The following is a 19,798-nucleotide window of genomic DNA, read 5'->3' on the forward strand; positions in this document are numbered from 1 at the left end:
TACTTTTACACTCGGTGGTATTAGCCGGTGTTACGTAAGCCTGCTGCAATGCCAGCAATGGTCACCATTAACGCTTGATCAATGGTTGGGCAAATTTGCTCACCATTAGCACGTGAACGGCTTAGTAGTTCAGCTTGTAGTAAGTTAAGTGGATCAATGTACGGGTTACGCAGATTAATCGACTCTTTGATCCAAGGTTGCTCTTCCATTAGCTTGTGCTTTGGAATGGTTTGTAAGACACAGTCACGGGTTTGTTTTAGCTTATTACGTAAGCTTAAGCCTAAGCCGTGTAGTTCTTGTGGTACTAAACGTTCTTCATAGAATTTAGCTAATTCTTCATCCGCTTTCATAAATACCATTTCAAACATTTCTAAACGGGTATGGAAGAAAGGCCAGCTTTGGTACATTTCTGTTAATAGCTCTTGCTTGCCTTGCTCTAGGGCGCGACCCATTGCATCGCCGGCACCGAGCCATGCTGGTAGCATGAAGCGGTTTTGTGACCAAGCAAATATCCATGGGATAGCACGTAAGCTTTCAACGCCGCCATTTGGTTTACGCTTCGCAGGGCGGCTACCCAGTGGCAGTTTTCCTAGCTCAAGCTCAGGTGTGACGCTACGGAAATAAGGTACAAAGTCTGGCTCATGTTGCACCATGCCACGGTACTCAGTACATGAGTCTTCCGATAGTTGGTCCATCATGTCACGCCACTCTTGTTTTGGCGCCGGTGGCGGTAATAAGTTCGCTTCTAAAATCGCCGCGGTGTAAAGGTTGAGTGATTGCTGAGCAATGCTTGATAAGCCGAACTTAAAGCGGATCATCTCGCCTTGCTCAGTTACCCGTAGGCCACCTTTTAATGAACCAGGAGGTTGTGATAACAAGGCTGCGTGTGCTGGTGCACCGCCACGGCCAATGGTACCGCCGCGGCCATGGAACAAGGTTAGACGTACATTGTTTGCTTCACAAAGGGCGACTAATGCCTCTTGCGCACGGTATTGTGCCCAGTTAGCGGCCAGCACGCCGGCATCTTTTGCTGAGTCAGAATAGCCGATCATCACATGCTGTTGACCGTTGATATAACCACGATACCAGTCAACAGCGAATAAGCGTTTAATGACTTCTTCTGCGTTGTTTAAGTCGTCTAAGGTTTCAAATAATGGCGCTACGGCAATGCGGAATGGACAACCACATTCTTTTAACAGTAGTTGCACTGCTAATACATCTGATGCTTGGCGCGCCATGGAAATAATATAGATACCTAGGGCTTGCGGATCGGTTTTTGCCACTACTCGGCAAGTATCTAATACTTCTTGATTATCAGGCATCGGCTGCCAATCTTGTGGGATCAGTGGACGCTTGCTGTTGAGCTCTTGTAATAAGAAGGTTTGTTTTTCTTCTTCGTTCCAGCTGGCGTAGTCACCAATACCTAGGTAACGAGTTAGTTCAGCGATCACATCGCCGTGACGTTCGCCGTCTTGGCGGATATCGAGTTTAACAAGGTTGATACCAAAACAAGCTACGCGGCGCAGCACATCTAACAACAGCCCATCTGCAATAATGCTCATGCCGCAGTCATGTAATGATTCATAACATAGGGTTAGTGGCTGGGTCAGTTGTTCGGTGCGATTGATAAGGTCGCGCGCTTCGGTGTATTCGCCTTGCAGCGTTGCGCTAAGATAGTTTAAGGTTTCTTTTAGATCGCTGCGCAGGCCTTTTAACAATTCACGATAAGGTTCGTGTACATCGCCCGCTACTTCGCGCAGCGCGTCGTTACAGTCCATCATTGACAGCTCGCTAGTCAGCTGTTTGATGTCTTTAAGGAATAAGCTAACGCCAACCCAGCGACTTGATAGCAATACTTCTTCCGTTACCTTGCTAGTAACAAATGGGTTGCCGTCGCGGTCTCCACCCATCCATGAGGTAAAGGTAATAGGAGCGGCATCGATTGGCAAAGCAAAGCCAAAGTTCTTTTGTACGCGCTCATCGAGATTGCGAATGTAATCTGGCACCGCTTGCCATAGGCTGTTTTCAACGACGGCAAAGCCCCATTTAGCTTCATCTACTGGCGTAGGACGTTGTTTGCGGATCTCGTCGGTGTGCCAAGCTTGAGTAATTAACTCTTCTAATCGATAAAGTAGCTTTTCTTTTTCGCGCTCTGAAATATCGCTTAGTTCAAGTGCGGCTAAGCAGTTATTGATCGCTACATGTTTGTGGATCAAGGTGCGACGGGTAATCTCTGTGGGATGGGCCGTTAATACCAAGTCCATTTTCATTTCTTCAATGGCGGCTTTTATTGCTTCTGGAGTGGCATCTGACGCTTTTAATTTGCCAAACAACTCGTCAATTGGGTCGGGTGCGCAAACTTGCTCTTCACAGTGGCGCGAAGTGGTATGAAACTGCTCTGCGATGTTAGCGAGATTTAAAAAGTGAGTGAAGGCGCGGGCTACAGGCAACAATTCATCGTCCGACAGGCCTGCAAGCATAGCTACGAGTAATTCTCCGTCTGCGTCATTACCAGCACGAGATGATTTAGACAGTTGTCTAATGGTTTCAATTTTATCTAGAAACTCTGCACCTAGGTGGTTGGAGATAGTTTGCCCTAATAACTGACCTAGCAAGCCTACGTTACTGCGTAGAGCAGCATACTTGTCGTTCATAGCTGTTGTCCTTACATTTGTTGTGTTTTTACAACTTTTTTATTTTTCTGTTCGTGTTTCGAATCAGTTCAATAAAACCCATTTAAAGCCTGTTTAAAACCTAATAACGCTAAACTTATCGTTAACTTGTATCTAATCTATCCGCAAAACGGGCGCTGGGTCAAATAAACTCAGTCGATTTATTTAACCGATAGCCCATGTGAAAGTTACGGTTTTTTGTGTAACTTTCTTACATTTCTATTAAGGCGAGCGATGAAACTAGTTGCTGATTCAATGAATTAGCCCGCCAAGCAGCTTTTTCGTTACTGTTTACTTTTACCGCCATTACTCATAAATCTGCTGTTTCAATCGCCAAATTCAAGTTTCTTCTTAATTGGAGCCTTGGTTCTGGACTAATCAGACTTAGTCTAAGCAAAAGCGTTTAATCAGTGAACTAAGCAGTTCGCTGGTTGGTTTAACAAAAGAAAGATCCAAATATTCATCAGGTTGATGCGCTTGGCCAATATAACCCGGCCCCATGACAATGGTGTCACAGCCGAGCTGTTGAATAAATGGCGCTTCGGTGCAGTAGTTAACGGCTTCGGCTTTATGGCCGCTAAATTGTTCGGCGGTCTGCACTAAATCTGATGTCTCACTGCAGGAATAAGCAGGGATCGGTTCGTGAAGATGAAATACATCGACCGCGCCCGGGTATTGTTGGTCAATGCCAGCCAATGCAGATTTTAAAGTAATGAACAATTCATTGGGGCTCACACCCGGAATAGGGCGCATATCAATATGCAACTCGCAACAACCACAAATACGATTTGGGCTGTCGCCGCCATGGATATGGCCAAAGTTTAGGGTGGGGGCGGGTACTTCAAAGTGAGGGCAGTTGTATTTTTCTTTAAACAGTTGCTGCACTTTCAATAGTTCTGCTAATACCTTATGCATCACTTCAATGGCGTTCAACCCTTTACTGGGATCGGAACTATGGCCGCTGCGACCGGTAATACGAATGGCTTCCGACATATGGCCTTTGTGCATAAACACGGGAACCAACCCCGTTGGCTCACCAATCACGGCGTAATCCGGTTTAATGTGCTGACGGCTGGCAATATCACGCGCACCAGCCATGGTGGTTTCTTCATCGGCAGTAGCGAGAATGCGCAGTGGTTTATTGATAGTGGTCAGGTCTAACCCTTTTACCGCCTCAAGAATAAACGCGAAGAAGCCTTTCATGTCGATGGTGCCAAGGCCGTATAAGCGATTGCCATCTTCAGTGAGTTTAAAGGGATCTTTGCTCCATTGGCCATCATCAAACGGCACGGTGTCGGTGTGGCCTGCCAGCAATAAGCCTCCTTCACCTTGGCCTAGGGTCGCGACCATATTGTACTTACCCTCTAGACCAGGAATTGCTGTTACTTCAACGCTAAACCCTGCGGTTTCAAACCAGCTGGCAAGTTTGGTGATTACCTGTTGGTTGCTCTGATCCCAAGCCGAATCGGTAGAGCTAATAGAAGGCGTAGCGATCAATTCACGATAAGTTTCGATAAATCCAGGTAATGACATAGAACCTCAAAATTTAAATTTAAATATTAATGCAGAAATATTGCATAAAAAGTTAGTTTCAGCTAGCATTTCAGCCTGAATTAACATAACAAATTATGCCCGATAATGAAGACTAATTTTTCCCACAATTCGCGACGACGATCCCACCTTTAGTAGAGGCGCTTTTGGGCGCGTATTTTGTTAGTCTCATCTGTATTCAATTAGCTAAATTTAAACGGAATTTCGACATGTTAAAAACAATTATTGTGGGGGCCAGTGGTTATACTGGTGCCGAATTAGCGCTTTATATTGCAAAACATCCAGGCCTTGAATTAGCGGGCTTGTATGTTTCAGAAAATAGCCAAGATCAAGGTAAGCCCATCTCTGCCCTTTACGGTAAATTGCTAGGGGTGGTTGACCAAATTATCCAACCTCTCGCCACGGCAGATATTCCTGCTGCCTGTGAAGGCATTGATATTGTAGTGTTGGCGACGGCTCACGAAGTCAGCCATGATTTAGCGCCGCATTTTTTAGCAGCTAACACCACAGTGTTTGACTTATCTGGCGCATTCCGTGTTAAAGATTCCGCTTTCTATGAAAAATTTTATGGCTTCACTCATCAATATCCAGACCTGCTAGAAAAAGCGGTGTATGGCTTAGCCGAATGGAATGCCGAGGCGGTAAAAGGGACTGACCTTATCGCGGTACCTGGTTGTTATACCACCACAGCATTACTTGCACTGAAACCATTGCAACAGGCTGGATTAATTAAGACTGGCGTTAAGCCAACCATTAATGCCACTAGTGGTGTTAGTGGTGCAGGGCGTAAAGCATCAACCACTTCGAGCTTTTGCGAAGTGAGCTTGCAACCTTATGGTGTGTTTACCCACAGACATAAGCCGGAAATTGATGCGCATTTGGGCACGCCAGTGGTATTTACGCCTCATTTGGGTAGCTACAAGCGTGGCATTTTGGCCAGTATTAATGTGGTACTAAAAGAAGGCGTGACACCCGAGCAAGTGCAAGAGGTATATGAACAAGCTTATCAACACGAGCCTATTGTTCGTTTACTTAAAGGTTCATATCCTGCAATTAAAAATGTTGAAGGCACTCCTTTCTGCGACATCGCTTGGGCGCAAGATGGTGAAGACTTAGTGATTTTTAGTGCGACGGATAACTTGTTAAAAGGCGCATCATCACAAGCGATGCAGTGTATCAACATCAAGTTTGGTTTCCCAATGACCACCTCATTGATTTAATTCCTTGGTTCTGTGAAGCGTGACTTTTAAGTGATACTTAAAAACACATAGAATAGCGAGTTTTGTTGGCCAATGGCCGTAAGGAAGTAACAACAGCATGAATAAACCTCTGTTAATTAAACTTGGCGGCGCAGTACTTGAGAATGACACTGCCCTGGCGAACTTATTTGATGCGTTAACGCGTTATTTAACAGACAACCAACGCCCACTGATCTTGGTTCACGGTGGCGGTATCGTGGTCGAAGATGTGCTGAGTAAAATGGGTATCAAGAGTGAGAAAAAAAATGGCTTGCGTATTACTCCGTTTGAGCAAATTCCTTACGTTGCTGGCGCATTGGCGGGTACGTCAAACAAATTGTTGATGGCGAAAGCACTGCAAGCCGGCCTAAGTGCTGTCGGGCTATCTTTAGCGGATGGTTTTAGCACTAAGGTTACCCAGCTTGATCCCGAGCTTGGTGCTGTGGGTCAATGTGAGCCAAATGATCCAACCTTGCTTAAGGTGTTATTAGCGGCGAACCAATTACCGGTTATTTCATCTATTGGCATCGGTGAAGATGGCCGTTTGTATAATGTTAATGCTGACCAAGCAGCTATCGCGATTTGTGAGTTAGTGGGCGCCGAGTTGGTGTTCTTATCTGATGTTGATGGTGTGCTTGATGGTAATAAACAGCTGATTCCTGAACTCAATACCATTCTCGCCAATGAATTGATTGCTGCTGGCGTGATCCGAGATGGCATGACGGTAAAAGTGCAGGCGGCATTAGCAGCGGCTGATAGTTTAGGCCATGTTATGTTAGCCAGTTGGAAGCAGCCAGAAAATTTAGTTGCCTTATTGAAAGGTGAAAATATGGGCACCAAAGTCGTTAAATAAGGTGTGCAAATAAACAAAATGCAATGGTCATAAGCCGGTGCACTTGATGCTGGTCATGTTAATGAAAATGACATCGTAGCCAGCAAAACGGAGTAGATAATGGAACATTTATTAACAGGTAAAGAAGCCAGTAAGCAACAAGTAATTGATCTCATTAATTTGGGTAAAGACTTGAAAGCGAACCCGAAAAAATATGCTGATGCCTTAAAGGGTAAAAGTATTGTTACTATTTTTGAAAAGCAATCGCTGCGCACTCGCGTTACTTTTGATATTGGTATTCATAAAATGGGTGGCCATGCGGTTTACCTTGATTCGCAAAATGGGGCAATTGGTGAGCGTGAAACTGTTAAGGATTTTGCATCGAACTTAACGCGTTGGGCCGATTGTATTGTGGCTCGGGTGATGTCCCATAAAACACTAGAAGAGTTGGCTGAGTACTCAAATGTACCTGTGATTAACTCCCTTTGTGATTTGTATCATCCTTGCCAAGGTTTAGCAGACTTTATGACCATTGCTGAACACTATGATGACCTTTCTAAAGTAAAATTGGCTTATGTTGGTGATGGTAACAACGTGACTCACTCATTGTTTATTGTCGGCGCTATTTTGGGTGCTGAAGTAACGGCGGTGTGTCCTATTGGCTCTAGTCCAGATGCGCAGATCCTAAAGCAAGTTGAAGATATTGCTGCAGAATCAGGTGCGACTATTCGCGTGACTAACTCGATGGACGATATTAAGGGTTATGATGTTGTTTATGGCGATACTTGGGTGTCGATGGGTGATGACACACCATTACAAGCGGTAAAAGATAAATTTATGCCTTATCAAATAAATAGGGCATTGCTGGATAATACCGGCATCAAACATGTGTTACATTGTCAGCCGGCACATCGTGAGTTGGATATCACATCAGAAGTGATGGACGACGAGAATGTTTCACTTATTTTCCCACAAGCAGAAAACAGAATGCATATCCAAAATGCCATCATGCTGACATTGATGAAAGGAGATTTTTAATGAGCAAGGTAAAAAAAGTAGTACTGGCTTATTCAGGTGGTTTAGATACTTCGGCGATCATTCCATGGTTGAAAGAGACCTACGATGATTGTGAAATTGTTGCGTTCTGTGCTGACGTTGGTCAAGGTGCAGAAGAGCTCATTGGCTTAGAAGAAAAAGCCTTAGCTTCAGGGGCTTCTGAGTGTCACATTGTTGACCTAAAAGAAGAGTTTGTAAAAGACTACATCTACCCAACCATTGCTACTGGCGCAGTGTACGAAGGTACTTACCTATTAGGTACGTCAATGGCACGTCCAATCATTGCTAAAGCGCAAGTTGAAGTTGCCCTTAAAGTGGGTGCGGATGCGGTATGTCATGGTTGTACTGGTAAAGGTAACGACCAAATCCGCTTTGAAAGCTGTTTTGCTGCATTAGCACCTGAGCTTAAAGTGATTGCACCGTGGCGTGAGTGGGACATGGTTTCTCGTGAAGACCTACTTGACTACCTTGCTGAGCGTAATATTAAAACCAGCGCGTCGGCGACTAAAATTTACAGTCGTGATGCCAACGCATGGCATATCTCGCACGAAGGTGGTGAGCTAGAAGACCCATACAACGAGCCAAGTAAAGGCGTTTGGACATTAACGGTTGACCCGTTAGATGCACCAAACGAGCCAGAATACGTGGCCCTAACGGTTAAAAATGCACGCGTAACCGCAGTTGATGGTGTTGAGCTATCACCTTATCAAGCATTAATGCTGTTAAATGAAAAAGCTGCCAAGCACGGCGTGGGTCGTATTGATATCACCGAGAACCGTACTGTGGGTATGAAGTCTCGAGGTTGTTATGAAACCCCAGGTGGTACAGTAATGGTTGCTGCGCTGCGCGGTATTGATGAGCTAGTGCATGACAAGCCATCACGTCGCTGGCGTGATCAAGTGGGTCAAGAGTTTGCTCACTTAGTATATGACGGTCGTTGGTTCACACCACTTTGTGAATCGTTATTGGCTGCTTCAGAGTCGTTAGCAAAAGATGCCAACGGTGAAGTAGTGGTACGTCTTTACAAAGGCCAAGCGGTTGCTGTGAAGAAAAAATCACCAAACAGCTTATACTCTGAAGCATTTGCGACCTTTGGTGCTGACGATGTTTACAACCAAAAGCATGCAGAAGGTTTCATCCGTTTGTATTCTTTAGCGAGTCGTATTCGTTCGTTAAATGCTAAAAACAAGTAAGCTTTGTTTTAATTAGCATCAAACAAAATAGCTGCTCTTGAGCGGCTATTTTGTCGTTTTAAAGACTTGATTGGTCACTTACTCTGACAACAAAGACCAATGGTAAAAACATTTCAGGAGAGAGAAGCTCATGGCACTTTGGGGCGGGCGTTTTAGCCAAGCAGCAGACGCAAAATTTAAGTTGTTTAATGATTCCTTGCGGTTTGACTATCGTCTAGCTAAGCAGGATATAGTGGGCTCGATTGCCTGGTCAAAATCACTGTTAGAAGTGAACGTATTGACCGCTGATGAGCAACAGCGTTTGGAAGTGGCGCTGAACGAATTAAAAGAGTCAGTGGTAGCAAACCCTGAGCAAATTTTGGAATCTGATGCTGAAGATATTCATTCTTGGGTTGAAACGCAGCTGATTCAAAAAGTCGGCGACTTAGGTAAAAAGCTACACACCGGCCGTAGCCGAAACGACCAAGTTGCGACAGATTTAAAACTCTGGTGTAAAGAGCGCGCCCAAGAGCTGATCGTATTATTGGATCGCCTACAGCAGAAATTGGTTGAACTAGCGCGCATTCACCAGCAGGTGGTATTGCCGGGTTACACTCACCTACAACGCGCCCAGCCGGTGACTTTCTCGCATTGGTGTTTAGCTTATGTCGAAATGTTTGAGCGTGACTATGGCCGTATGAAGGATTGCTTAAAGCGTCTTGATACTAGCCCATTAGGCAGCGGCGCATTAGCGGGTACGGGTTATCCGATGGATCGCACCATATTGGCGCACAACTTAGGTTTTCGCCGCGCCACTCGTAACAGCTTAGACAGCGTATCTGATCGTGACCATGTGGTTGAGTTAATGAGCACGGCCTCTCTTTCTATGTTGCACCTTTCGCGCATGGCTGAAGATTTAATTTTCTATAACTCAGGCGAATCTGGCTTTATTGAAATGTCAGATCAAGTGACGTCTGGCTCGTCATTAATGCCACAAAAGAAAAACCCTGATGCCATGGAGCTGATCCGCGGTAAAGCGGGTCGTGTTTACGGCTCTCTTTCGGGCATGATGATGACGTTAAAGGCATTGCCTTTGGCGTATAACAAAGACATGCAAGAAGATAAAGAAGGCTTGTTTGATGCGCTAGATACTTGGGGTGACTGTTTAGAAATGGCTGAAATGGCCTTAACCGACCTGAAAGTAAACGAAGAGCGTACTAAAGAAGCCGCGCAAGGCGGTTATGCTAACGCGACTGAACTAGCGGATTATTTAGTGGCTAAAGGTATTCCATTTCGTGAAGCGCACCATATTGTTGGCGCCGCGGTGGTGGGGGCAATCCAAAAAGGTGTACCACTAGAAGATTTAACGGTTGAGGAGTTCAAAGCGTTCTCAAGCGTGATTGAAGCAGACGTTTACCCTGTGTTGACGTTGGAAGCAACGCTTGCGGCGCGTAAAGCATTAGGTGGCGTGGCGCCAGAGCAGATTGAATTTGCTTTAAGCTCAGCCGAAAAGCGTTTAAATAAACGTGATACTTCGGGCGTGTATGCCCGTGCGGCGCGTTTAACTGACTTAGATGATATTGAACGCTTGGTGAATTATTGGGCCAATGCGGGTGAAAATTTACCGCGCTCTCGTTCTGAATTGGTTTCAGCGGTGGGTGAGTTTGCCGTGACCGAAGTGAACGGTAAAGTGACGGGCTGTGCCTCTCTTTATGTTTACGACACTGGCCTAGCAGAGGTGCGCTCATTGGGAGTGGATGTAGAGTTTGCTGACCAAGGTCAAGATCAGGCCCTCGTCGAATTCTTAATTAAGAAAGCACAAAAAATGGCGATCCAACGTTTATTCGTGCTGACTCGCGCTTCTGAATTCTTTATGCAACTTGGTTTTAGCCCAACAAGTAAAGCCATGCTGCCAGAAAAAGTGTTAAAAGATTGCGATGACTGCTTCCGTCAACATTCGTGTGATGAAGTGGCGCTAGAGCTTATTTTTAATACCCGAATTAAGAAGTAAGCCTTTGGCTTTCTTACTTAATTAAACTGGGAGCTGCGGCTCCCTTTTTTGTGGCTATTTGCTATTGCTACTCTTTAATCGTTTATATTTAGCGATATACTCATTTTTCATCGTATTCAAAATAAGGGAAGAGAATGTCTAAAGTTTATGTTATTGCCCAGTTTCGCGCTAAAGAAGGTAAAGAGCAGGAGCTGTTTGAGGTACTTAAAGCGTTAGAGCCGAGCTCTCGCGAAGAGGAAGGCTGCTTACAGTACATCTTAACGCGTCAAATTGATCATCCGAGTGCCACGCGTTCAGATTACAGCATTTTGTTTAATGAAGTGTGGGCAGATGCTGCTAGTTGGACTGCTCACGGTGAGCGCAAAGAGATTCAAGATTTCTTTCAGCAACACGTAGTGGATGAAAATGGCTTGGTGGCCGATGCACAGGTGACAGCTTATACCGACCAAGGCTATTAATCGCACATCAAGCAGTTAAATTCGGGAGCCAGTGGCTCCCGTTTTTATTTCATTCTCGATTATTTACTTACGCTAATTGTGCGTTGGTTCTGTGCTTGAATTGGGCGGTTGTTGTGGCTAGGTAATACCGCTTTGAATGCTGCTATTTGCTCAGGAGAGGCTTTAATTGCTTGCTGCATGACTAACCATTGCACGCCTTCACTGCAAGGTGGTGTGGTCAATGAGCCTGTAAAACTGTAGTAATTCTTATTTTTTGGTAACAGCTCATTGAGCTCAAAGTTTATTTTGTTCAATGATTGTTTGGTTCCCACTTGTGCTGGCATCTTTTCCCATAAAGCAGCTAGGGCTGCGTTGGCGCGGCCATGTTCAAAGAAAACGCCAACCACCGCTAAGTTACCTTTTTTGTCGGCATGAACAAAATGCGCCTCTAATGGGTAGCTTCTACCATTCAAACGGTTTTCACTAGGAGTGTGAAAGTGGAATTGTTTCAATTGGTAATCTGTATCATTTACTTCGATTTCACTGCCCGGTTGTAGATTTACTTGTACTGTATGGCCGTTATTGATGATGTTTTGAAACTTAGGCTCGTAGTCCCATTCAATGGCTTCCAGTTGTGTTGGCTGGGCGTGGACAATATCAATGGGAGATTGTTGTTTGCCGGTTTCACAGATTGTTGCAATATCGCCCCAGTGCTCAGGTCCGGTGTTACCGACATAGCCCCAAGAATGCGCGCTCTGATGTTGGAGTGAGGATGATTGTGGGTGGTTTTGCGTGACAGGCGCTGGTGCATCAGATAGCGCAACGTCAATAATATCGATCAATAACACGATGGCTGCGAACCAGAAAACTTTATTCATAAGTGTCCCTTATCTCGTTATAGGTTGATAACAGTATTTTACATTAATTTGACGTTAAGGGGGCGAAAGCGTCTTCGTTAACTCAAACCATGATGTTAAATATACTATCTAACCGCTAATAACGTTTTTACAGTTCACTGTTTTGTTGGCAAAGTTGATCGGCTTGGTTGCGGTTAATACCGTATTTGATTGCTAATTCTTGGTATGCGAGCTCTTTAACTCTTTGATTGTAATCGTCACTTCTTAAAAACGATAACATGTTAGCGATACCGGGAGGGGGAATAATAAAGGTAGTAATGTAGTTGGTTGGTAGGCTATTCATATCGGTATCATTTTTAGGTTAATTTCTAATGAATGATACCGCGGTAAGAAGCTAAGTTGAACCTAAAGTTGAGCAGGATCAATTTTTAGGCTTTTATAAGAATTATTTTACCTGCTGCTTCAGAAACTTAATGATGTCGTTTGACTCATATAACCAGCGATAACCGTCTGCTTCCTTGATGCGTAAGCAAGGAACGGTGGCCTTGCCGCCTTTACTGATTAATTCTTGGTGGTAATGGGTGTGCTTGCGAACATCTCTGAGTTCAATATTAAGTTTTTGTTCGTTCAAGCTATCACGCACTTTGCGACAATAGGGGCAAGCGGTGAAGTGATATAGTGCAACATCTTTGCTGGAATAAGTCATGAGTTTCTCATCTTTAAGGAAAAGGGGATTTTGCAATAAGCTGACAGGCTTTACCATAGGGTAGCTTTGGCTTTATGCTCAGCGTTAATGGAGTTTACTATGGATGGTAACAATGAAACAGATGATGCAGGTGATTGCCTGCTTGTGGTTGTTTGGCTGCGCTGAATCTAAAACAGAAACGGTCATTTTGCCATTCTCTCTCAGCTTTGAAGGGCAAGAGGTGACATGTAGTAGCGCTTTACAAGTAAATGCACTGACGTTGTATATTCACGATTTGGCGCTACAAGAGTTATCGGGGCAGTGGCAAAAGGTTGAGTTGGATAACTCTCTAAATAGCCCTTGGCAAAATGAGTCGATTGCACTGTTGGATTTAGCACCCTGTCAAACCAAGCCAATGGGCTTAACGTCTGTCGCAATGAAGGTGAAGCCCGGACAATACCAAGGCTTACGTTTTAAGATAGGCGTGCCGCAAGCGCTAAATCATCAAGATCCTCAACTTGCCAAAGCGCCTTTGGATATCAGCCAGTTGCAATGGCATTGGACGGTGGGATATAAGTTTGCCTACTTTGATCTTGCTTGGCGTGAGCAAACAGTAAAGCATCACCTAGGTAGCAGCGGTTGTGTTGGCAATGTCGGGGATGATATCCAATGTAGGTATCAAAATCGCCCTGAGATTACGTTGCCGAGTTATCAATTAGGCCAACCTATTAAATTAGAGCTACGCCAGTTTTTTACTGAGCTTCCTCACGCCCGTTGTTTTGGTAAGCCGCAAGACAAGGGGTGTGATACGTTATTTAATTTACTCGGTTTACAAGATGCGCCGCAGCGTATATTTAGACTGGGGGCCTAGTGAGGAGTGTTGCTTTGCGCCTTGTTGTTTGCCTCGGTCTATTGATTTTGTGCATTTGGGGTTGGAGTAAGTGGCAAGGTGGGAAAGAGCAGCAAGCTTTGGCCGAGTTGGGGCGCCATTTATTTTATGACAAACGTTTATCAGCCAATAACAATTTAGCCTGCAGTGATTGCCATCAACAAGCTTATGCTTTTGCCGACAGTCGACGCTTATCTTTTAACACTCATGGTAAAGCAGGTCGACGCAACAGTTTGGCGCTGTTTAATTTGGCCAGTTATGACAGCTTTACTTGGGCGAACCCGTTACAGACAGATCTCTCCTTTCAGGCTTTGATCCCGTTGTTTAGTGATGATCCCGTTGAAATGGCTGCTCCTGAAATTGATTTATTGGCGCAAAATTTAACTTTATCGCAGTATGATTATGCGCCATTGTTTGATGCCGCTTTTGGCGACGCTGAGATTTCGCTTACTCGGATTACTGCTGCATTAGCGGCTTTTCAAATGACATTGCAGTCTTACAATAGTCCTTATGATCAATACTTAGCAGGCAATAAACAGGCGTTAAGTAATGAGGCGATCGCTGGTATGGCGCTTTTTGAATCCGAGCGATTAGGTTGTCGCCGTTGTCACGGGGGGATCAATTTTAATCAAACCATAGATGCGCAAGGGCGAGTGCAGCGCAATACATTTCATAATACCGGCTTATACTATAGCGATACGGGTTACCCCGAATCGGACTTAGGTCTTTATGAAGTCTCGTTTGCTGAAGCGGATAACGGTAAGTTCAGAGCCCCTTCATTACGAAACTTAACCTTAACCGCCCCTTATATGCATGATGGTAGTATGGCCTATTTGGCACAAGTAATAGATCACTACAGTCGTGGCGGCAGTTTAAACTTACAAGGCGTGCAAGGTGACGGTAAGCTAAACCCTAACAAAAGCGAGTTGATTGTCGGCTTTGCATTAACGGAGCTAGAAAAAAACCAACTGATTGCGTTTTTAGCTTCATTAACGGATTACGAATTGATACAAACCCCCGACTTTTCTGCTCCTAAAAAATAATCTGCAGCGTGCCTTTTGTTTATGCTCTGCGCTGATCCAAGTAAGCGAAGCTTTGCAATAAAAAAGCTTACTTTAGACAGCGCCGGCAGGCTTAAGTCGATTTGAAGTGGTAACACATCGCTGATCTATGCGTCCTTTTTTCCATTATTAGGTTTGCAACGAGTCGCATTTCGGTCAAACAGTGCTGGCTGCCTTAGTTATCTTGTGTGTTAAGATATTGATATCTGATTTGGCTTATTAGCAGGGTTTCACATGAGCAATGTTGTTACACTTTTTGCTGCGCACATCGCCGCACTCCAATCTCGTATTGCTGAAGCATTAAAGCTACAGGCATTTGACGCACTGATTATTCACTCTGGTCAGTTAAAAAAAGCATTTCTCGATGACCAAACCTACCCGTTTAAGGCTAATCCGCATTTTAAACATTGGTTACCTGTGTACGATAACCCCAATTGCTGGTTAGTGGTTAATGGTCAAGATAAGCCTAAGTTGATTTTTTATCGCCCTGTCGACTTTTGGCATAAAGTGCCAAATGAGCCAGATGATTTTTGGACGGCGTTTTTTGATATTGAACTACTTGTTCGTCCTGAGCAAGTGGCCGATTTACTGCCTTACGATCGCGCCAATATGGCTTACATTGGTGAACATATTGAAGTAGCCGAAGCATTAGGGATCGGTCAGTGTAACCCAGAGCATGTACTTAATTACCTGCACTTTCATCGCAGTTACAAAACCGACTATGAGATGGGGTGCTTACGCCAAGCGAATAAAATTGCCGTTACCGGTCACTTAGCGGCCAAGGCAGCATTTTATGATGGTTTGTCAGAATTTGAAATTAATCAGCGTTATTTAAATGCCATTGGTCAAGACGAAAACGAAGTACCTTATGGCAATATTGTTGCGCTAAATGAACATGGCGCTATTTTACATTACAGTCATCCCGAGCTACGTCAATTAACTGCTAGCGAGCAACGCTCATTTTTAATCGATGCCGGTGCTAATTATGCGGGTTATGCTGCGGATATCACCCGTACATACAGTGCTAAAAAGGATCTTTTTGCTGAGCTGATTGCTGCTATTGAGCGTATTCAGCTGGCGTCGATCAGTGAAATTAAGATCGGGATGCGTTACAGCGATCTTCATTTACAGATGCACAGTAAAATTGCTCAGGTCTTGTTGGATTTTAAGCTGGCACAAGGGAGTGTCGAAAGCTTGGTTGCTGGTGGCGTAACCTCAACTTTCTTCCCCCACGGGTTAGGGCATTTGCTAGGGTTGCAAGTTCACGATGTTGCTGGTTTTATGCAAGACGAGCGCGGCACTCCTTTGGCGCCACCTCAAGAGCACAGTTTTTTGCGCTGTACCCGGATCATTGAGGCGCAGCAGGTTTATACCATTGAACCTGGTTTGTACTTTATTCCAGAATTATTAAAGCAGTTGAAGCAAAGCCCTCAGCAAGCACAAGTAGATTGGCAAAAAGTCGCCGAATTGTTGCCGTTTGGTGGCATCCGAATTGAAGATAACATCATTATTCATCAGCATAATATAGAAAATATGACGCGTGATTTAGGCTTAAATTAATGCCACAGCCTTACCCTATCATTATTGAACAAGTTGAGCTGGTAGAGGAAATTAAGAAAAGCCGCTTTATTACTACTCTTGCCCATACGAATGGGCGAGAGCAAGCTACTGCTTTTATCCAAGGGATGAAAGATATGCATCCGAATGCTAGGCATCATTGCTGGGCTTTTGTGGCTGCTGCGCCAAGTAATAGTGTTGAGCTTGGTTTTAGTGATGATGGCGAGCCTAGCGGTACGGCCGGTAAACCTATTTTGGCGGCATTACAAGGAAGTGGTTTGGGCGAGGTCACTGCGGTGGTGGTGCGGTATTCAGGCGGAATTAAACTGGGTACTGGAGGCTTAGTGCGGGCCTATGGCGGCGGTGTACAGGCCGCGCTTAAACAAATTAGAGTGATTGAAAAAGTCCCTCAGGCTTTAGGGCATATTATGTGTCATTACCCACAGATCAGTTGGATTGAAATATTATTAGGTCAATTGGGCGGAGTTGTTGTAACCAGTGACTATGGTGAAATGGTTAGCTTAGAAGTAAGCATTGATATACGTAATGTGGCAGCGCTAAAGCGAGGCCTAAAAGATAAAAGCCAAGGTGAGCTGAAATTTTCTCTCATCGAATGATATGGATAAGTTATGTTTGAGCAAACACAGGTGACAGGCTAAATGCAGTTTAGGGCTATATTACGTATCGTTGGCTTATTAGTTGCACTGTTTAGCGTCACTATGTTGGCGCCAGCAATAGTGGCGGTCATTTATAAAGATGGTGCGGGTCGTGACTTTATCAGTGCATTTTTGATTGCTTTGTTTTCTGGTCTTTCATTGTGGTTTCCTAATCGATATTACAAAAGCGAGTTAAAGGCGAAAGATGGTTTTCTGATTGTCGTGTTATTTTGGACGGTGTTAGGGAGTGTTGGTTCATTACCATTTTTGATTAGCGAACAGCCAAAAATGAATGTGGCAGAATCCTTCTTTGAATCATTCTCGGGCTTAACCACCACCGGGGCAACGGTGATCACGGGGCTTGATAATCTGCCCAAAGCCATTTTATTTTACCGACAAATGCTGCAATGGTTGGGCGGGATGGGGATCATTGTACTTGCTGTTGCTGTACTGCCAATTCTAGGTATAGGTGGCATGCAGCTTTATCGCGCGGAAACGCCTGGCCCCGTTAAAGATTCCAAAATGACACCAAGGATAGCCGAAACGGCTAAGGCGCTTTGGTATATCTATTTGTGTTTAACTATTGCGTGTATGTTGGCGTTTTGGTTGGCTGGCATGAGCTTGTTTGACGCGATTTGTCATTCATTTTCAACGGTAGCAATTGGCGGCTTTTCAACTCACGATGCTAGTATGGGGTTTTTCAATAGCCCGCTAATAAACCTGATTACGGTGGTTTTTCTCATTATTTCAGGGTTCAACTTTGCCCTACACTTTGCGGCTTTTGGTAATCATGGCATGCGTTTGAAGGTGTATTTGAAAGATCCCGAAGTACGGGCGTTTCTTTATATACAGCTAGCGCTCACCGTCATCTGTTTTTCGGTGCTAGCAGCACATCAAACCTACGACTCGCTTGAGCAGAGTTTAGATCAAGCTCTATTTCAAGCCGTATCCATATCAACAACCGCTGGCTTTAGCACCACAAGTTTCTCTGATTGGCCACTTTTTCTACCTGTGTTATTGGTCTTCTCATCTTTTATTGGTGGCTGTGCTGGTTCTACTGGGGGCGGCATGAAAGTGATTAGAGTATTGCTGTTAAACCTGCAAGGATTTCGTGAATTAAAGCGATTAGTGCACCCACGTGCTATTTACAAAATTAAACTAGGAAAAAAAGCGGTGCCTGACAAGGTTGTTGAAGCCGTCTGGGGATTCTTTTCTGCTTACGCCTTAGTATTCGTTATTTGTATGTTAGCTTTGATCGCAACGGGTATGGAAGAGCTGTCAGCGTTTTCTGCCGTAGTGGCCACGCTCAATAACTTGGGGCCGGGTCTAGGCGAAGTTGCAGTACACTTTGGCGAAACATCCGATGCGAGTAAATGGATTTTAGTCCTAGCGATGCTCTTTGGTCGATTAGAAATATTCACGCTACTGGTCTTGTTTACACCTGTCTATTGGAAAAGCTGATTACAGCCTAAAATGTATTTTAAGGAAGCACATGTCTAAAGTATTAATCTTGTATTCAAGCCGTGATGGTCAAACATTGAAAATCATTAACAAGATACAGTCTGAGTTAGATCAAGACTCCGAGTTAGTTAATATCAATGAAGCGGCTTCAGTTGATTTTACGCAGTATACAAAAGTACTGGTCGGTGCCTCGATACGTTATGGCAATTTTGAATCGAGTGTTATCCCATTTTTAAACGAACATAAAAATGAGCTGCATAAAATACCGAATGCTTTTTTTGTTGTGTGCTTAACTGCGCGGAAACCTGAAAAGGCGAGCCCCGCGACCAGTGCGTATATGATGAAGTTTGATCGCCTATGTGAATGGCAGCCAAAAATGAAAGGGGTGTTCGCTGGCGCACTGACTTACTCGAAATACAATTGGTGGCAAACGTTGATTATTCAGCTAATCATGAAAATGACGGGCGGAAGTACAGATAAGACTAAAGATCTTGAATTTACAGATTGGCAGCATGTTGAAACCTTTGGTAAAGATTTTAATTGCCTTTAATCTTGTATGAAAAATAGGCAGCCTGCCGCTTTAAGCGTTACTTTTGCGTGTTTTATAAGCTAATTTGTTCGAAATGGTAAAAACTACGATTTTTCTTAAAAAAAGCCTTGCGCCAGAATCGAATCTCCCTATAATGCGCAACCACTGAGACGGCACAGCGCAAGGCGCAACGCAACATCAGGTGGTTAAGAAGCTTAGCTTTCTAACCAGAAAAGAAATCGACAATTTAATGCAAATTAACGATTGACTTTCAAATCGGCTAGCGTAGAATGCGCAGCCCTGACGAGGTGAAGCGAAAGCAATCCAGTCAACGCTCTTTAACAATTTAATCATGCAATCTGTGTGAATACTCATGTTGTTTAACTTCGGTTGACAACGCAATGGTAACGAATCGCCAAAACGATTTATTTATCAATGTTATTTCTGAGTGTTCATATAGAACAAATCGAATATCACTTAGGTGATGTTCAAAACAGAATTCATTGAGCAGGTCTTCGGACCAAAAAACTTTAATTGAAGAGTTTGATCATGGCTCAGATTGAACGCTGGCGGCAGGCTTAACACATGCAAGTCGAGCGGTAACAGAGAGAAGCTTGCTTCTCTGCTGACGAGCGGCGGACGGGTGAGTAATGCTTGGGTATCTGCCTTGTGGTGGGGGACAACAGTTGGAAACGACTGCTAATACCGCATAATCTCTACGGAGCAAAGTGGGGGACCTTCGGGCCTCACGCCACAAGATGAACCCAAGTGGGATTAGCTAGTTGGTAAGGTAACGGCTTACCAAGGCGACGATCCCTAGCTGGTCTGAGAGGATGACCAGCCACACTGGAACTGAGACACGGTCCAGACTCCTACGGGAGGCAGCAGTGGGGAATATTGCACAATGGGCGCAAGCCTGATGCAGCCATGCCGCGTGTGTGAAGAAGGCCTTCGGGTTGTAAAGCACTTTCAGTCGTGAGGAAAGGTAACGTGTTAATAGCACGTTGCTGTGACGTTAGCGACAGAAGAAGCACCGGCTAACTCCGTGCCAGCAGCCGCGGTAATACGGAGGGTGCGAGCGTTAATCGGAATTACTGGGCGTAAAGCGCGTGTAGGTGGCTTGTTAAGCCAGAT

At 44.5% G+C, this 19,798-nt stretch carries 17 protein-coding genes and 1 rRNA gene; 13 read left to right on the forward strand and 5 right to left on the reverse strand.

Going from position 1 to position 19,798, the window contains the following annotated elements; all coding sequences use genetic code 11:
- Window positions 1–20: 20 nt before the first annotated feature.
- Window positions 21–2,654: a phosphoenolpyruvate carboxylase gene (ppc, locus tag K6Y31_RS05895; protein WP_233051884.1), complete on the reverse strand. Its 2,634-nt coding sequence runs from the start codon at window positions 2,652–2,654 to the stop codon at window positions 21–23.
- A gap of 402 nt (window positions 2,655–3,056) precedes the next feature.
- Window positions 3,057–4,205, reverse strand: a complete 1,149-nt coding sequence (gene argE, locus K6Y31_RS05900; RefSeq protein ID WP_233051885.1) for an acetylornithine deacetylase — start codon at window positions 4,203–4,205, stop codon at window positions 3,057–3,059.
- 227 nt (window positions 4,206–4,432) lie between these two features.
- Here argE and argC point away from each other — a divergent pair, with 227 nt between their 5' ends.
- The 6 genes from argC (at window position 4,433) to K6Y31_RS05930 (ending at window position 10,990) form a co-directional block, all read left to right on the forward strand.
- The gene (argC, locus tag K6Y31_RS05905) at window positions 4,433–5,443 is read left to right on the forward strand and encodes an N-acetyl-gamma-glutamyl-phosphate reductase (protein ID WP_233051886.1); all 1,011 of its coding nucleotides are present in this window, start codon (window positions 4,433–4,435) and stop codon (window positions 5,441–5,443) included.
- 97 nt (window positions 5,444–5,540) lie between these two features.
- Entirely contained in the window at window positions 5,541–6,314 is a 774-nt protein-coding gene (argB, locus tag K6Y31_RS05910; protein WP_233051887.1) for an acetylglutamate kinase, read from the forward strand.
- Between the two features lie 99 nt (window positions 6,315–6,413).
- Window positions 6,414–7,331 carry an ornithine carbamoyltransferase gene (locus K6Y31_RS05915; RefSeq protein WP_233051888.1) on the forward strand — a complete coding sequence of 306 codons (918 nt, stop codon included), beginning with the start codon at window positions 6,414–6,416 and terminating at the stop codon, window positions 7,329–7,331.
- On the forward strand, window positions 7,331–8,542 hold the full coding sequence (locus tag K6Y31_RS05920) for an argininosuccinate synthase (protein WP_233051889.1): 1,212 nt from the start codon (window positions 7,331–7,333) through the stop codon (window positions 8,540–8,542). Before K6Y31_RS05915 ends, K6Y31_RS05920 begins: the two co-directional genes overlap by 1 nt.
- A 130-nt stretch (window positions 8,543–8,672) precedes the next feature.
- Window positions 8,673–10,532 carry an argininosuccinate lyase gene (argH, locus tag K6Y31_RS05925; protein WP_233051890.1) on the forward strand — a complete coding sequence of 620 codons (1,860 nt, stop codon included), beginning with the start codon at window positions 8,673–8,675 and terminating at the stop codon, window positions 10,530–10,532.
- Window positions 10,533–10,666: 134 nt separating this feature from the next.
- Window positions 10,667–10,990 carry a putative quinol monooxygenase gene (locus K6Y31_RS05930; RefSeq protein ID WP_233051891.1) on the forward strand — a complete coding sequence of 108 codons (324 nt, stop codon included), beginning with the start codon at window positions 10,667–10,669 and terminating at the stop codon, window positions 10,988–10,990.
- 59 nt (window positions 10,991–11,049) lie between these two features.
- Here the strand turns inward: K6Y31_RS05930 and K6Y31_RS05935 are convergent, their stop codons facing one another.
- From K6Y31_RS05935 to K6Y31_RS05945, 3 genes are all read right to left on the reverse strand, one after another.
- Window positions 11,050–11,847 carry a carbonic anhydrase gene (locus tag K6Y31_RS05935; protein WP_233051892.1) on the reverse strand — a complete coding sequence of 266 codons (798 nt, stop codon included), beginning with the start codon at window positions 11,845–11,847 and terminating at the stop codon, window positions 11,050–11,052.
- Window positions 11,848–11,974: 127 nt separating this feature from the next.
- Window positions 11,975–12,169 (reverse strand): hypothetical protein, encoded by a 195-nt coding sequence (locus K6Y31_RS05940; protein ID WP_233051893.1) that lies wholly within the window; start codon window positions 12,167–12,169, stop codon window positions 11,975–11,977.
- Window positions 12,170–12,271: 102 nt separating this feature from the next.
- Window positions 12,272–12,532: a glutathione S-transferase N-terminal domain-containing protein gene (locus K6Y31_RS05945; RefSeq protein ID WP_232800596.1), complete on the reverse strand. Its 261-nt coding sequence runs from the start codon at window positions 12,530–12,532 to the stop codon at window positions 12,272–12,274.
- Window positions 12,533–12,644: 112 nt separating this feature from the next.
- On the opposite strand from K6Y31_RS05945, the gene K6Y31_RS05950 reads away from it, so the two are divergent.
- The 7 genes from K6Y31_RS05950 to K6Y31_RS05980 form a co-directional block, all read left to right on the forward strand.
- Window positions 12,645–13,382: an MbnP family copper-binding protein gene (locus tag K6Y31_RS05950; protein ID WP_233051894.1), complete on the forward strand. Its 738-nt coding sequence runs from the start codon at window positions 12,645–12,647 to the stop codon at window positions 13,380–13,382.
- A gap of 14 nt (window positions 13,383–13,396) precedes the next feature.
- The gene (locus K6Y31_RS05955; protein ID WP_233051895.1) at window positions 13,397–14,443 is read left to right on the forward strand and encodes an MbnH family di-heme enzyme; all 1,047 of its coding nucleotides are present in this window, start codon (window positions 13,397–13,399) and stop codon (window positions 14,441–14,443) included.
- Window positions 14,444–14,695: 252 nt separating this feature from the next.
- Window positions 14,696–16,021: a Xaa-Pro dipeptidase gene (gene pepQ / locus K6Y31_RS05960; RefSeq protein WP_233051896.1), complete on the forward strand. Its 1,326-nt coding sequence runs from the start codon at window positions 14,696–14,698 to the stop codon at window positions 16,019–16,021.
- Entirely contained in the window at window positions 16,021–16,635 is a 615-nt protein-coding gene (locus tag K6Y31_RS05965; RefSeq protein WP_233051897.1) for a YigZ family protein, read from the forward strand. Before pepQ ends, K6Y31_RS05965 begins: the two co-directional genes overlap by 1 nt.
- Window positions 16,636–16,677: 42 nt before the next feature.
- Entirely contained in the window at window positions 16,678–18,135 is a 1,458-nt protein-coding gene (locus K6Y31_RS05970; RefSeq protein ID WP_233051898.1) for a TrkH family potassium uptake protein, read from the forward strand.
- 31 nt (window positions 18,136–18,166) lie between these two features.
- The gene (gene hemG / locus K6Y31_RS05975) at window positions 18,167–18,685 is read left to right on the forward strand and encodes a menaquinone-dependent protoporphyrinogen IX dehydrogenase (protein ID WP_233051899.1); all 519 of its coding nucleotides are present in this window, start codon (window positions 18,167–18,169) and stop codon (window positions 18,683–18,685) included.
- A gap of 510 nt (window positions 18,686–19,195) precedes the next feature.
- A 16S ribosomal RNA gene (locus K6Y31_RS05980) occupies window positions 19,196–19,798 on the forward strand; the annotation flags it as partial.

Source organism: Motilimonas cestriensis, from assembly GCF_021295315.1.
Lineage (GTDB): Bacteria > Pseudomonadota > Gammaproteobacteria > Enterobacterales > CBDFNC01 > Motilimonas > Motilimonas cestriensis.

Coding starts and splice junctions, on each gene's coding strand:
- ppc (WP_233051884.1), bottom strand. CDS start 2,654: ATGAACGACAAGTATGCTGCTCTACGCAGTAACGTAGGCTTGCTAGGT.
- argE (WP_233051885.1), bottom strand. CDS start 4,205: ATGTCATTACCTGGATTTATCGAAACTTATCGTGAATTGATCGCTACG.
- argC (WP_233051886.1), top strand. CDS start 4,433: ATGTTAAAAACAATTATTGTGGGGGCCAGTGGTTATACTGGTGCCGAA.
- argB (WP_233051887.1), top strand. CDS start 5,541: ATGAATAAACCTCTGTTAATTAAACTTGGCGGCGCAGTACTTGAGAAT.
- K6Y31_RS05915 (WP_233051888.1), top strand. CDS start 6,414: ATGGAACATTTATTAACAGGTAAAGAAGCCAGTAAGCAACAAGTAATT.
- K6Y31_RS05920 (WP_233051889.1), top strand. CDS start 7,331: ATGAGCAAGGTAAAAAAAGTAGTACTGGCTTATTCAGGTGGTTTAGAT.
- argH (WP_233051890.1), top strand. CDS start 8,673: ATGGCACTTTGGGGCGGGCGTTTTAGCCAAGCAGCAGACGCAAAATTT.
- K6Y31_RS05930 (WP_233051891.1), top strand. CDS start 10,667: ATGTCTAAAGTTTATGTTATTGCCCAGTTTCGCGCTAAAGAAGGTAAA.
- K6Y31_RS05935 (WP_233051892.1), bottom strand. CDS start 11,847: ATGAATAAAGTTTTCTGGTTCGCAGCCATCGTGTTATTGATCGATATT.
- K6Y31_RS05940 (WP_233051893.1), bottom strand. CDS start 12,169: ATGAATAGCCTACCAACCAACTACATTACTACCTTTATTATTCCCCCT.
- K6Y31_RS05945 (WP_232800596.1), bottom strand. CDS start 12,532: ATGACTTATTCCAGCAAAGATGTTGCACTATATCACTTCACCGCTTGC.
- K6Y31_RS05950 (WP_233051894.1), top strand. CDS start 12,645: ATGAAACAGATGATGCAGGTGATTGCCTGCTTGTGGTTGTTTGGCTGC.
- pepQ (WP_233051896.1), top strand. CDS start 14,696: ATGAGCAATGTTGTTACACTTTTTGCTGCGCACATCGCCGCACTCCAA.
- K6Y31_RS05965 (WP_233051897.1), top strand. CDS start 16,021: ATGCCACAGCCTTACCCTATCATTATTGAACAAGTTGAGCTGGTAGAG.
- K6Y31_RS05970 (WP_233051898.1), top strand. CDS start 16,678: ATGCAGTTTAGGGCTATATTACGTATCGTTGGCTTATTAGTTGCACTG.
- hemG (WP_233051899.1), top strand. CDS start 18,167: ATGTCTAAAGTATTAATCTTGTATTCAAGCCGTGATGGTCAAACATTG.